The following is a 13286-nucleotide window of genomic DNA, read 5'->3' as shown; positions in this document are numbered from 1 at the left end:
CCTACGAACTACGACCTTATTATTATTATTCTGGCTCCTCGCCTATCCTAGCCCGCGAGGTTACTCGGAGGAAACTGCCTCGTCGCTGTGGCATGCATGCTGAACGCACTGCTTGTTGTGTCCAGTCGCTAGCGTCAGTGCTGTTGTCGCAATGCACAACAAAGCGGACGCCGCGATAGTTTCGATCGATTCCAAATTGCATTTGCCTCCGCGCGAGAACGCGATCATTCTTGCGGACAAGGCGGCCGCCGACCCGGTGGGTGTCCGCTACACAAGTTGCCGCCGTAAGCGGCTTCATTGCACCGGCAGGGGAAGACGCCTATGCCAACGCTCACCATCAACGGGCGGAGCATGTCCGTGGATGCGGCAAACGACACGCCGCTCCTTTGGGCCATCCGCGAACAATTGCAGATGACCGGCACGAAATTCGGCTGCGGTGCCGGCCTGTGCGGTGCCTGCACCGTGCACGTCAACGGCGAAGCCGTGCGCTCGTGTCAGACCATGGTCGGCGACGTCGCCGGCAAGAAGATCACCACCATCGAAGGTCTTTCCGCCAAGGGTGATCATCCGCTGCAGAAGGCGTGGATCGCCGAGCAGGTGCCGCAATGCGGCTACTGCCAGTCCGGCCAGATCATGCAGGCGGCTTCGCTGCTGGCGAAGAACGCCAATCCGACCAAGGAAGAGGTCGTGGCCCATATGGATGGCAATCTCTGCCGTTGCATGACCTATTCGCGGATCCAGAAGGCAATCATGCGCGCCGCCACCGAGATGCGCACTGCATCCGCCGCCGGCAACGAGCGGAGGCACACATGAATCAGCACGTGAAGAACGTCACCCCCGAGACATCAGATCTCAGCCGCCGCTCCTTCCTGGTCGGCACCGCCGCGACCGGCCTCGTGCTCGGCTATGCCGGCGTGCCTGGCGTCGGCGAAGCGCTCGCTGCGGCTCCCGCCAATTTCGAGCCGAGCGTCTGGTACGCGATCTCGCCCGATGGCCTGGTCACCGTAACCTGCGGCAAGGCCGACATGGGCCAGCACATCGCCTCCACCATGGCGCAGATCGTCTGCGAGGAGCTGGGCGCGAAGTGGAGCGACATGCGGGTCAACCTCGCCTCCAACGATCCGAAATTCAACGACCCCGTGCTGGGGGCGCAGATCACCGGCGGCAGCTGGTCGACCATGATGAATTTCGACGCGATGAGCCGGGCGGGCGCCGCCGGACGCATGGCGTTGACCGAAGGTGCCGCCGCCGCGATGGGCGTACCGGCAGGCGAGCTCGCCGTGCGCGATTCCATGATCGTGCATGCGAAATCGAAAAAGCAGATGTCGTTCGCCGATGTCGTCAAGAGCGGCAAGGCGACCAAGACGTTCACGCCCGACGAGCTGAAGGCGATCAAGCTGAAGACGCCGGATCAGTACACCATGATCGGCGTGTCGGTGCCGCAGATCGACATCCCCTCCAAGACCAACGGCACGGCCAAGTATGGCATCGACGTGATGCTTCCGGGCATGGTCTATGGCGCGGTGGTGACGCCGCCGGTGCGCTACGGCGCCACGGTGAAATCGGTCGACGACAGCGATGCGAAGAAGGTGCCGGGCTTCATCAAGGCCGTCGCCCTCGACGACAAGACCCAGACCACGACCGGCTGGGTGGTTGCGGTCGCCAACACCTATGCCAACGCCAAGAAGGCGGCGGCGGCGCTGAAGGTCAGCTATGACGGCGGCCCGAATGCGAAGGTATCGAGTGAGTCGCTGCTCGAGGAAGCCAAGCGGCTTCAGAAGCTCGATGATTCCGGCCAGTTCTTCGTCAAGGACGGCGATCCCGCGGCCGCTCTCGGCACGGCGGCCAAGGTGCTGGAGGCGGAATACACCACCAGCATCAACATCCACGCGCCGATGGAGCCGATGAATGCCACCGCGGAGTTCAAGGGCGACATTCTCCACATCTATTCCGGCAACCAGTTCGCGACCCGCTCCGGCGCGATTGCGGCCGGTGCGGCCGGGATCGATCCGAAGTTTGTGGTGATGCACCAGCTGTGGCTCGGCGGCGGTTTCGGCCGCAGACTCGACGCCGACATGATGGTGCCGGCAGTGCAGGCGGCCAAGGCCGTGGGCAAGCCGGTGAAGGTGATCTACACGCGCGAGAACGACATGACGATGGATTTCTCGCGTCCGCTCACCTACCAGAAAGTGAAAGCCGGTTTGGACGGCGACGGCAAGCTGGTCGCACTCAGCCACGACGTGGTCTCGGCCTGGCCCACCCAGCGCTGGGGCATCCCCGATTTCCTGTCGCCCTCGGTCGACAAGAAGGGGCCGCTCGATGCGTTCACGGTGAACGGGTCGGACTTCTTCTACACCGTGCCGAACCATTATGTGCGGGCGATCAAGAACGAGATGGCGCACAACGCAACCCCGTCCGGTCAGCTCCGTTCGGTGGCGCCGGGCTGGACCTTCTGGGCGGTCGAAAGCATGATCGACGAGATCGCGGCTGCGGCCGGCAAGGATCCGGCGCAATACCGCATCTCGCTGCTCGACGGCGCCGGCAAGAACGACGGCGGCGCGCAGCGGCTGCGCAACACGCTGCTGGCCGCGACGGGCCTCGCCGGCTACGGCACCAAGAAACTCCCCAAGGGAGAAGGCATGGGCGTGGCCTGCGTGTCGTCGCAGGAACGTGCGACCGCAAGCTGGACCGCCTGCGTCGCGCATGTCGCGGTGGCGCCGTCGGGCGAAGTGACCGTGAAGAAGCTCACGGTCGCGACCGATGTCGGCACGCAGGTGCATCCCGACAACATCCGTGCCCAGGTCGAGGGCGCGGCATTGTGGGGCCTGTCGCTGGCCTTGTACGAGAAGGCGACGCTGAAGGACGGTGGCATCGAACAGACCAATTTCGATGGCTACACGCCCCTGCGCATGAGCCAGATGCCGGAGGTCGCGGTCGCCGTGATCGCCAATGGCGAGAAGGCCACCGGCGTCGGCGAGCCCGCGGTGACGGTGGTGGCGCCGGCCATCGGCAACGCCATCTTCAACGCCTCCGGCGCCCGCATCCGGGCGCTGCCGATCACGGCCGAGGCCGTGAAGGGGGCGATGAAGGCGTAAGGCCAGGCTTGATCGTGACGTGAGATGATCCGCCGGAGGGCAGCCTCCGGCGGATTTTTCATTTCAGAAAAGCCAGTGTTTTCAATGACCCTTCTACTGTGCATGGGGTTGTTTTCGTCCGTTGATTGGAACGAAGATTCGTAAAATTGCGCGCAATTCCGGCAGGTTCCGTAGAGCACGCCTCTTAAGGGCCGGAGAACCTGATCCGGCTTAGGCTCGCGCCAAATACACTCCCGTGCCTTTGGGGAAGCCATGAACGCGCCAGCCAAATCCGCCGCCAAACGCCGGCTTCTGCTCGCCTCCGACCGGAGCGATGCGAGCACCGAGCTCGCCGGCATCTTGAAGGCGGTCGGCGATGTCTCGACGGTGACGACGCAGGACATCCCCGAGCAGCCGTCGCGCGATCTGTCCGGCCTCGTGGTCGACATCAACCTGCGCTCGCCCGAAAGCGTGCAGCGGGTGCGCAACAAGCTGCGCGGCGATGCCTATCGCGCGATGCCGCGGCTGTTCGTGCTGGCCGACGCCCTGCATCACGGCAGCATGCAGGCCTGGGCGCTCGGAGCGACCGACACCATCTCGCGGCCGCTTCAGCCCGACGCGATCCTGCAGCGCATCCGCGCCGCGTTCCCCGATACGACGACCTATGATGCGACCGATCGCGGCAAGACGCTCAACCGCGGCGTCGAGGCGGCGCATGCGGTGCTGAAGAAGATGTTCGAGAAGCTGCCGCTCGGTATTCCCCTGACGTTCGACGACATCATCGCGGCCGAGAGCAAGATACTGAAGGCGATCAAGCACTCCTCGCTGCGCGAATGGCTCACCACCGTCGGCTGCCACCATGTCGGCAGCTATCGCCATTGCCTGTTCGTCACCGGCTTTGCGGTTTCCTTCGCGCAGCATCTCGGCATGCGCGAGGACGACCAGCGCCGGCTGACCCGTGCCGCCCTGCTGCACGATGTCGGCAAGGCCTTCGTTCCCTCCGATCTGCTCGACAAGCCCGGCAAGCTCACCGACGAGGAGATGGCCGAGGTCCGCCAGCATCCGCGCCGCGGCTATGACGCGCTCGCAGCCCAGGGCGGCTTCCCGCCGGAGATGCTGGATGTCGTGCTGCATCACCACGAATTCCTCGACGGCAGCGGCTATCCCAACGCCCTGTCGTCGAACCAGATCAGCGACATCGTGCGGCTGACGACGATCGTCGATATCTACGCAGCCCTGGTGGAGAAGCGGGCCTACCGCATGCCCTTCACGCACTCGCGTGCGTTCACGATGATGGAAGGCATGGGCGGCAAGCTCGACCAGCAACTGCTGCAGGCGTTCCGCCCGGTGGCGCTGGGGTCGTTCTGAGCCGGCGCCGTGCTAGCCCAGCATCTTCCGCAATTCCGCCTTCGCGACCTTCTCGAGCGTCGAGCGCGGCATGTCGTCGACAAGCCTGATCTCGCGCGGCACCTTGAAGTCGGCGAGGCCGTTGCGGCAGGCCGCCATCACGCTGTCCCGCAGATCCGGCGCGGCGCCCGCGACGCCGCCATGCGGGATGATGAACACGACCGGCACCTCGTCCAGCATCGGATGTTTCTTCGCCACCACGGCCGCCTCGCGTACGCCGGGCACGATTGCGATCACCTGCTCGATCTCGGAGGCCGCCACGTTCTCGCCGCCGACCTTCAGCATGTCCTTGGCGCGGTCGCCGAACTTGATGAAGCCGTTTTCCAGCAGCGTGACGCGATCGCCGGTGATGAAGAAGCCGTGTTCGTCGAAGCTCTCGCGCGTCGCCGTCTCGTTGTGCAGATATTCGGCAAACAGCGACAGGCCGGGGATGCCCTTGATCGAGAGATTGCCGGTGTCGCCGACCGCGGCCGGCCGCCCGTCATCGTCGGTGATGCGGATCTGATATTCCGGCGCCGCGCGGCCGATCGACATCGGGACGTTGGGCTGGTCGACCTCGCCGATGATGCCGTGGGTGATGGTCTCGGTCATGCCCCACCAGCCGATGATCTTGACGCCGAACGCCGCAAACGCGGGCGGCTCGTTCACTGCCGTGCCCCACAGACGGAATTTGTGGTCCCTGGGGATGTCCTGCTCGAGCAGCGCCTTCATGCAGAACGGGATCGTTGAGGTCCATGTCGAGCCGTGCTCGCGCGCAACGCGCCAGAATCGGCTCGCGGAGAAGCGCGGCTGGATCACGCAAGTCGCCCCGACCCACAGCGCCGCCAGCATGGAATAGGCCAGCGCATTGGTGTGGAACAGCGGCAGATAAGTCTGGTGCACGTCGCCGGCGTGAAGGTCCTCGTGCGCGGCATTGATCTTGGCGCCCCACAGCGCGTTGGCGTGGGTCCAGAGCACCGCCTTCGGCCGCGATGTCGTGCCCGACGTGTATTGCACGCTGCATGGCGCGAGCGGATCGATGGCGCGCTTGGGGCGATCCGCGCTGTCGGCGAACAGCGCCTCAAAGCTGTCGCCGCGTGAAACGGTTTGCGCGGGCGCGGCTCCGGCGTCGTGCGAGGTCACCGCCATCCAGCGAATGTTGCGGCAGTTCCGCGCAACGATCTCCGCATAGGCCGGCTGCGTGATCGCTGCGACCGCGCCGCAATGATCGGCGAAATATTCGATCTCCGCCGGCGCCGAGCGCGTGTTGGTGGTGACCGCGATGGCGCCGAGTTCTACGCAGGCAAACCAGGCCAGCAGTGCCTCGATGCAATTGTCGAGATGAATGAGCACGTATTCGCCCGGCTTCACGCCGCGTCTGGCGAGCCCTGCCGCGAGCGCACCGACCCGCTCATGAAACTCGCCATAGCTCCAGCGCCGCGCCGGCGCCTCGAACGGCGCCCAGATCAGGAACGGATGATCGCGGCGCACCCCGGCCCGCATCTTCAGCAGCCATGGCACGTCGAGCCCGTCGAACGGACCCACGATTCCGGCTGCAGTCTGTTGATATGCCATGAATCCTCCCATGCAGCCTGCATCTTGATGGCGGCTGCCTTTTGATGATTGCGTCTTCCTGCCATCGGATGGCGCGGGGCGCAAATCGAGCATATCCGCACTCTCTCCCCGTCATTGCGAGGAGCCCTTGCGACGAAGCAATCCAGGCTGTCGCCGCGGAGGCAATCGGGATTGCTTCGCTACGCTCATATGACGGTGTTTGGGGCGCGCGGCGTCGCCTACCGGTTGCCGTCCTCGTAAGACGAAATCTCGATCAGGCTGCCGTCCGGATCCCGACAATAGACCGAGCGCAGCGTGCCGCGGGCGCCTTGCTTGGGAGCCGGGCCTTCCTCGATCGCGACGCCATGTGCCTGCAAATGCGCTACCACCTCGTCGGGCGCCGCCGAGGTGAGGAAGCACAGATCCTCGCTGCCCGCGGTCTGGTGGTCGGCGGTGAACCACTCCACCTTGTCGGCGTCGCGCGGCCGGACGTTGATCTTCTGTTGACCAAACTGAAGCGAGGTCCGCGGCGCTTTGCCGCCGCCGGGGTCGAACACCTTGACTTCCATGCCGAGGATCTTGCGATACCACTCGGTGGTAATCGCGATGTCGGCGACGTTGATCACGAGGTGATCGAGGGCCTCGACCTTGACCGGCATGCCTTATCCTTTCGTCGCCATGAACGTTGCGCACTTTCCGCGCCTGGCGGGCTTTGTTACAACGCCGCTGACGCCACGATCAAGCTATCCGGCCTTCAAGAACAACGTCCTTCCAAGAACAACACTCGGAGAACCCTTGAGATGATCACTCGCCGTTCCGCGCTGGGCCTGCTTGCCGCCACGCCTCTTGCAGCCAGCCCGCTGTCGAAAGCCTTCGCCGCCGACTATCCGTCCCGGCCGGTGAAGTTCGTGGTCGGCTATCCGCCGGGCGGCGCCACCGACATCCTGGCGCGCTTGATCGGCCAGCGGCTCTCGGAGCGGCTCGGCCAACAATTCGTAATCGAGAACAAGCCGGGTGCCGGCAACAACATCGGTACCGAATCCGTCGTGAATGCCGAGCCCGACGGCTATACCGTCTTGCTGGTCAATCCGGCGAACTACATCAACGCCACGCTCTACGCCAATCTCAAGTTCAACTTCGTCCGCGACATCGCGCCGATCGCCGCTTTCCAGCGCGTGCCGAACGTGATGACCGTCAACAACGACGTGCCGGCCAAGAGTGTCGCCGAGTTCATCGCATACGTGAAGGCCAATCCTGGTAAGGTGAACATGGCCTCCTCCGGCAACGGCACCTCGGTGCATCTGTCCGGCGAAATGTTCATGGCGATGACCGGCTGCAAGATGCAGCACGTGCCCTATCGCGGTGCTGCGCCCGCGATCACCGACATGCTCGGCGGCCAGGTGCAGGTGATCTTCGACAACATGCCCTCTATCATCCAGCACATCCGCTCCGGCTCGCTTCGCGCGCTCGGCGTCACCACGGCGCATCGCTCGCCGCAGCTTCCGGACGTGCCTGCGATCGGCGAGACCGTGAAGGACTACGAGGCAAGCGCGCTGTTCGGCATGGGTGCGCCGAAGAACATGCCCAAGGACATGATCGCCAAGCTCAACAACGAGATCAACACGCTCATGAAGGAGCCCGACATGACCAAGCGGCTGGTCGAGCTCGGCGGCGATCCGCTGGTGCTGACGCCGGAGGCATTCGGTCAGGAGATCGAGGCCGAGACCGCGAAGTGGAAGAAGGTTGTTGAATTCGCCGGCCTCAAGGTCGAGTAGCACTCTTCTGATTGACCGGACACGGAGCCCCGCCGCAAGGCGGGGCTTTTATCCTGCGTGGTTCCCGCTTGACGGGATGGCGTTTGCGCCTATACTAAACCCTATGGTTAAGTATCAGGACGAGACGCTCGATCGTACCTTTGCGGCGCTGTCCGATCCGACGCGGCGCGCGCTGCTCGCGCGTCTTGGCGAAAAGGACAGCTCGGTGAGCGAGCTGGCGGCGCCGTTCCCGATCTCGCTGCCGGCGATCATGAAGCATCTCGACGTGCTCAACGATGCGGGCCTGATCGTGCGCGAGAAGACCGGACGCACGGTCTCCTGCCGGCTTACCGCGCAGCCGATGGAGCGGGCGATGAACTGGCTCAATCGCTACGCGCAATTCTGGTCCGAGAGCTTCGACCGCCTTGCCGCCTTTGTGGAGGACAAACCATGGTCAATGCAGCCGCCAATGCCGCCGACCGCGCAACCGAAGGTCCAAGCCTCACGCTCACGCGCCGGCTCCGCGCGCGGCCGGAAAAGGTCTTCGCCGCCTGGACGCAAGCCGAACAGCTAGTACAATGGTTCGGGCCGCCGAACATGAAGCCGGCGACGCTGAACGCCGACCTCGATGTTCGCTCCGGTGGCCGCTACCGCATGTCCTTCACCCGCGAGGACGGCGAATATTTCGAGGCGGGCGGCCTCTATCGCGAGGTCGTGCCGAACGAGCGGCTGGTCTTCACCTGGGCCTGGCATTCGACGCCGGAACGCAGATCGCTGGTGACGATCACGCTGAGGCCTGACAGCGCCGGCACGCTGATGATTTTCCATCACGCTCAGTTCTTCGACGAAACCGCGCGCGACAACCACCAGCGTGGCTGGAGCTCGTTCTTCGACAAACTCGACACCTTTGTCGCCTGACCGCAAGGAGGACATCATGCAGCAACATCAGATCGTCTCGCGCGAGCAATGGATCGCCGCCCGCAAAACCCATCTGGCGCATGAGAAGGAGTTGAGCCGGGCCCGCGAACGCCTTGCCGAGGAGCGCCGCGCATTGCCTTGGGTGAAGGTCGACAAGAGCTATCTGTTCGATGGACCGAACGGCAAGGTCACGCTTGGCGATCTCTTCAAGGGCCGCCCGCAGCTCGTGGTTCAGCACGTGATGTTCGCGCCCGACTGGGACGCCGCCTGCAAGAGCTGCTCGTTCTGGGCCGACGGTCTCGAGCGCATGGTGCCGCATCTGGCGGCGCGCGACACCACCGTGGTCGCGATCTCGCTGGCATCAATAGAAAAGCTCGAGGCGTTCAAGCAGCGCATGGGCTGGAGCTTTGACTGGGTGTCTTCAGGCGACACCGACTTCAACTATGATTACGAGGTCTCGTTCACGCGCGAGCAGATCGATCAGGGCGTCCCGAGATACAATTTCGGCACCACGCCGTTCTATGGCCCGGAGCTGCCCGGCATCAGCGTGTTCTATCGCAATGAGGCCGGCGAGATCTTTCACACCTATTCCTGCTTCGCCCGCGGTCTCGACATGATGAACGCGGCCTATCAATATCTCGATCTCACCCCGCTCGGCCGTCACGAGGAGGGTCTGCCCTATCCGATGGACTGGGTCCGCCTGCACGACCAGTACGAGCCGCAGGCGAAGGGCACGTGCTGCCACGGGTGAGGGGTGGGTCCGCTCTGTCCATGTGAACGGTGTCATCGCCCGACCTTGATCGGGCGATTCAGTACTCCGAGACGGCGGTGATTGATTCGACACGCCGCGGCGTACTGGATTCCCCGCCTTCGCGGGGAATGACAGTGGCGATTGGCGCGGCTGCCCACCCTGCTTTTTATTTCTTCGCGTCGGCCTGCTCGGTCCCGTTACACGAGATCAGCATCGTATAGGGCCGCGCATTACCGGCGATGTCGGTGGTCTTGAGCTCGGCCTTCGGTTCGGCGGTCTGATAGGGCACCACGGAGTTGTCGAGGAAGTCGCGCAGCGCGCCGGTCTTGATGGCGAAGTTGATGTTTTCGGGGATGCTGCCGGTTGCGACGGCGACTCGCAATCCATCGAGCTTCCCGGTGACGACGCCGACGATCTGACCAGTCGTGTCGAACAATGGGCCTCCGCTGTTGCCGGGCTGCACGGGCGCACTGATTTGCAGGAAGCGCAGATCGTTGCGCATGCCGCTAAGCGAGCTCACAATGCCCGTCGTCACGGTGAAGTCCGAAGTCAGCAGCCCGTGAAACGGAAAGCCGATCGCAACGACGGAATCGCCGGATCGGATCGAGCGGTCACGGATCCGGGCAAACCCTTTGAACGTTGCCGTCGACGGCGCCTGCAATAGCGCGAGATCGTTGTTCGCGTCGCTCGATACGACGCGCAACATCATCGCGGCCTCGCCGGTGAGGTTACCCTTGAGCTCGCTGCAACCCTCGATCACATGGTTGTTGGTCACGATGTGCCCGTTGGCGCTCACCACGAATCCGGTGCCGCTCTTGGCTTTGACGGACTTGCTGGCCGGCGGCGCGCCTTGCTTCTCCGCCGTGGCGGCCGGCTTCGCCGCGCCTTTGGTAAAGTCGCCAGCCTTGTCCACCCCGTCCGCCTTGACTCGAGTCACGCAATTGGTGACCGCTGCGACCAACGGCGCAGTTGATGTCGAACTGAATTGAAAAGGCGTGCCTCTCGCCACTGCAACCATCAGACTCGCCTTCTGGAAAGCGCGAGCGACGTTCGTCGGCAGAACTGCCGAGACCATGATCTCGGAAAACGCGGTTGCGAAGAGTCTTACCTCGGCTTGACCGTCGAACGTCACGTCGACCGTCAGGTTCTCCCCGTCTTGAAGCGAAACGCCGGATTGGCAAAGCCGAGCAACCACGCATTGTTTGAATCCTGGCCGACAAGCAAAGTCATGCCGTTTGCGTACGGTGTACTCGCGGCACAGTGGGAGAATGCACCGGTCAGAATCATTGGTGTAGGCCCCGCCGTTCCAATTGCCGACATGGATCATTCAAAGGCCCCGCCGCGTGGACGGACCCGGCGAGCATCGCCTGCAAAACAACAAATCCTACGAAAACTGACTTAAGCCACATATTTTCCCCCGGATTGCTTTTGAACTCATCTTATCTGCGGGAGGGTGCGCAGCGCAACCGACAGTTGTCCGATTAGATCCGTCCCCTGCCGACGACCTTCAGGCTTGCCTTTGCTTTGTGGCGCGGTATACTTTGCGATACAAAGTGATCGGAGTGATTCCGGCCGTAAGGGGTGGAGCGAAGTTTTGGCGTTGCCGACGCGCGATCTCGACAAGGCGCTGGCCGACATCGTGGCGATCCGCAGCCAGATTGCGGCCGGCACGGCGTTCCGCGGCTACGGCCCGGCGACGATGGCCGCGACCGGCGCCGTCGCACTTGTCACCGCGGTCCTGCAGTTCTGGCTGCTCGGCGATCCCACCGGCGAGCCGCTCGGCTTCTTTCTCGGCTGGTTCGCTGCCGCTGCGCTGTCTGGGTTGATGATCTGGATCGAGATGCGCGCGCGCTCGCACCGTCACCATTCGGGCCTTGCCGACGCCATGATCCACCAGGCAGTCGAACAGTTTTTGCCCGCAGGCGTCGCCGGCATTTTGCTTGCAGTGGTGATGTGGAAGTTCGCGGGCGAGACGCTGTGGCTCCTGCCGGGACTGTGGCAGATCCTGATATCGCTCGGCATTTTCGCCTCCATCCGCGCGCTGCCGCGCAGCGTGGCGTTCGCCGGGGCCTGGTACTTCATCTCGGGCTTTGCGGTGCTGGCGCTGGCGAGCCAGACTCACATGCTGTCGCCATGGACGATGGGATTGCCTTTCGTGATCGGCCAGTCGGTGATGGCGGCCATTCTGTATGTCGCCTCCGGAGAGAATGATGTCGAAGACTGACACCGCGCCGTTCTCCTATGAGGGGCTCGACCGTGTGATCCACGAGAAGGCGAGGCTCGGGCTTCTGACCTCGCTGATGGCATACCCGAAGGGGCTTGCGTTCGCCGATCTCAAGCAGCTCTGCGGCCTGACCGACGGCAATCTCAGCCGGCACCTCGCCGTGCTTCAGGAAGCGGGCCTCGTCGAGGTGACCAAGGGCTACGAGGGCAATCGCCCGCACACCACCTGCCGTCTGACCAAGTCCGGCCGCCGCCGCTTCCTCGACTATCTCGCTGTGCTCGAGCGGCTGGTGCGCGATGCCGCCAAGGCCGCGAGGCACCGCCGCTCGGCCGGCTCGGCATTCTCCCGACCTGATCGTCCCCCTTTTTGACTGGAGACTTTGCGATGCAAAGTGACGTCACGTCCGCCAACGAGAAGCTTCATGTCGGCATCATCATGGACGGCAACGGACGATGGGCGACGCGGCGCGGCCTGTCGCGCATGCGCGGCCACGAGGCCGGCGTCGAGACGATCCGCCGCATCGTGGAGGCCGCGCCCAAGCAGGGCATCGGCACGCTGACGCTGTATGCGTTCTCGACCGACAATTGGCGCCGGCCGAAGGCCGAGGTCGCCGCGCTCATGACGCTGCTGCGCTTCTATCTCGCACATGAGGTGCAGAGCCTGGTGAAGAACGGCGTGCGGCTCAACGTGATCGGCCGCCGCGACCGCTTGCCGGGCGGCATTGCCACCGCCATCGCGCGCGCGGAGGCCGCCACTGCGCACGGCACCACGCTGCATCTGCGCATCGCCGTCGACTATTCCGCGCGCGACGCCATTCTCAATGCCGCTGCGAAAGCGGCCGCGCTGACCAGCCTCACCCGCGAAGCCTTCTCGCAACTGGTCACCGGTCAGGCCGGCTTGCGCGACGTCGATCTGATCATCCGCACGTCGGGCGAAAAGCGGTTGTCGGACTTCCTGCTCTGGGAAGGCGCCTATGCCGAGCTGCATTTCACCGAGCGGATGTGGCCGGAATTCGATGCAGGCGATCTCGCTGCGGCGCTGGCCTCCTTCCATGGTCGCGAACGCCGCTTCGGCGGCCTCCAGGCCATTATGCCGGATGAGGTGCCTTCACTCTCGCGGGCGTGAGTTTCGTCACCCCGAAGGGTGTCGCCGCCTGCCTGCGCACCGTCGGCGCGACAGATGCAACGCGCGATCACGAAATTCATTTCGCTGGAACATTTGTGCGCAGCACCCGTTCGAGCTGAGCCAGGCGACACAGGCGCAGGGAACACGCGCTCCGGCCAGAAACTTGGTTCAAGCCAGGAAACCGACGTGACAGAACGGAGCAGCTCATGAAGCTCACATCCGACCAGGTGAAGCAGACCGTCAACCAGCTCGGCGCGCAGGTGCTGCCCGACGAGCATCCCGCCATGCCGCAGCTCAACAGCATGTTCGGGGAACACACCTTCTTCGTCGACGAGATGGGATTGAAAGTCCTCGAGCCGACCCCGTCGCTCGGCGCGCAGCGCGAGACCGGTGAAGTCGTCAGCCTCGCCGACTGGAGCGATGCGGATCTGACACGCCTGATGGCGCACGAGCCCGAGCCGACTGGCGTGATCGTGGTGTTCGAGCATATCAGGCACTGA

12 protein-coding genes and 2 pseudogenes are annotated in these 13286 nt (G+C 64.0%); 11 read left to right on the top strand and 3 right to left on the bottom strand.

Translation table 11 applies throughout. The annotated features are described in order from the left end of the window. The first annotated feature begins 321 nt into the window (after window positions 1-321). The 3 genes from ACTGJ9_RS04750 to ACTGJ9_RS04740 all read left to right on the top strand — a co-directional run bounded on the left by ACTGJ9_RS04750 (window position 322) and on the right by ACTGJ9_RS04740 (window position 4442). Window positions 322-813 carry a (2Fe-2S)-binding protein gene (locus tag ACTGJ9_RS04750; protein WP_194478611.1) on the top strand — a complete coding sequence of 164 codons (492 nt, stop codon included), beginning with the start codon at window positions 322-324 and terminating at the stop codon, window positions 811-813. Continuing rightward, window positions 810-3095 carry a molybdopterin cofactor-binding domain-containing protein gene (locus tag ACTGJ9_RS04745; protein WP_456676133.1) on the top strand — a complete coding sequence of 762 codons (2286 nt, stop codon included), beginning with the start codon at window positions 810-812 and terminating at the stop codon, window positions 3093-3095. The genes ACTGJ9_RS04750 and ACTGJ9_RS04745 overlap by 4 nt, the downstream gene beginning before the upstream one ends. A 252-nt stretch (window positions 3096-3347) precedes the next feature. Continuing rightward, window positions 3348-4442 carry an HD-GYP domain-containing protein gene (locus tag ACTGJ9_RS04740; protein ID WP_456676132.1) on the top strand — a complete coding sequence of 365 codons (1095 nt, stop codon included), beginning with the start codon at window positions 3348-3350 and terminating at the stop codon, window positions 4440-4442. A 12-nt stretch (window positions 4443-4454) separates the two neighbouring features. Here ACTGJ9_RS04740 and ACTGJ9_RS04735 read toward each other — a convergent pair whose 3' ends face one another. Together ACTGJ9_RS04735 and ACTGJ9_RS04730 are read right to left on the bottom strand one after the other, a co-directional pair. Continuing rightward, a complete protein-coding gene (locus ACTGJ9_RS04735) occupies window positions 4455-6035 on the bottom strand; it encodes an ATP-dependent acyl-CoA ligase (RefSeq protein ID WP_456676131.1) in 1581 nt (526 codons plus the stop codon). Window positions 6036-6253: 218 nt separating this feature from the next. Then, on the bottom strand, window positions 6254-6673 hold the full coding sequence (locus tag ACTGJ9_RS04730) for a VOC family protein (RefSeq protein WP_456676130.1): 420 nt from the start codon (window positions 6671-6673) through the stop codon (window positions 6254-6256). Between the two features lie 141 nt (window positions 6674-6814). On the opposite strand from ACTGJ9_RS04730, the gene ACTGJ9_RS04725 reads away from it, so the two are divergent. The 4 genes and pseudogenes from ACTGJ9_RS04725 (at window position 6815) to ACTGJ9_RS04710 (ending at window position 9437) form a co-directional block, all read left to right on the top strand. Next, entirely contained in the window at window positions 6815-7789 is a 975-nt protein-coding gene (locus ACTGJ9_RS04725) for a Bug family tripartite tricarboxylate transporter substrate binding protein (RefSeq protein WP_456676129.1), read from the top strand. Between the two features lie 103 nt (window positions 7790-7892). After that, window positions 7893-8342: an ArsR/SmtB family transcription factor gene (locus ACTGJ9_RS04720; RefSeq protein WP_456676128.1), complete on the top strand. Its 450-nt coding sequence runs from the start codon at window positions 7893-7895 to the stop codon at window positions 8340-8342. Between the two features lie 11 nt (window positions 8343-8353). Then, window positions 8354-8686 (top strand): annotated as a pseudogene (locus ACTGJ9_RS04715) (SRPBCC family protein); the annotation flags it as partial. Window positions 8687-8702: 16 nt separating this feature from the next. Next, window positions 8703-9437, top strand: coding sequence for a DUF899 domain-containing protein (locus ACTGJ9_RS04710; protein ID WP_456676127.1), 735 nt, complete (start codon window positions 8703-8705; stop codon window positions 9435-9437). 166 nt (window positions 9438-9603) lie between these two features. Here ACTGJ9_RS04710 and ACTGJ9_RS04705 read toward each other — a convergent pair. Further along, a pseudogene (locus ACTGJ9_RS04705) lies at window positions 9604-10846 on the bottom strand (S1C family serine protease). Between the two features lie 185 nt (window positions 10847-11031). Between ACTGJ9_RS04705 and ACTGJ9_RS04700 the strand changes: the two are divergent. The 4 genes from ACTGJ9_RS04700 (at window position 11032) to ACTGJ9_RS04685 (ending at window position 13286) form a co-directional block, all read left to right on the top strand. Further along, window positions 11032-11661, top strand: coding sequence for a hypothetical protein (locus ACTGJ9_RS04700; protein ID WP_456676126.1), 630 nt, complete (start codon window positions 11032-11034; stop codon window positions 11659-11661). After that, window positions 11648-12031: a transcriptional regulator gene (locus tag ACTGJ9_RS04695; RefSeq protein WP_456678440.1), complete on the top strand. Its 384-nt coding sequence runs from the start codon at window positions 11648-11650 to the stop codon at window positions 12029-12031. Before ACTGJ9_RS04700 ends, ACTGJ9_RS04695 begins: the two co-directional genes overlap by 14 nt. A gap of 14 nt (window positions 12032-12045) precedes the next feature. Beyond that, window positions 12046-12786 carry a di-trans,poly-cis-decaprenylcistransferase gene (locus ACTGJ9_RS04690; protein WP_456676125.1) on the top strand — a complete coding sequence of 247 codons (741 nt, stop codon included), beginning with the start codon at window positions 12046-12048 and terminating at the stop codon, window positions 12784-12786. Between the two features lie 206 nt (window positions 12787-12992). Further along, window positions 12993-13286 carry a hypothetical protein gene (locus ACTGJ9_RS04685; protein ID WP_456676124.1) on the top strand — a complete coding sequence of 98 codons (294 nt, stop codon included), beginning with the start codon at window positions 12993-12995 and terminating at the stop codon, window positions 13284-13286.

This window comes from Bradyrhizobium sp. RDM12, from assembly GCF_051917485.1.
GTDB lineage: Bacteria > Pseudomonadota > Alphaproteobacteria > Rhizobiales > Xanthobacteraceae > Bradyrhizobium.
The sequence above is the reverse complement of the archived record's forward strand: the minus strand, read 5'-3'. Positions and strand labels throughout refer to the sequence as shown.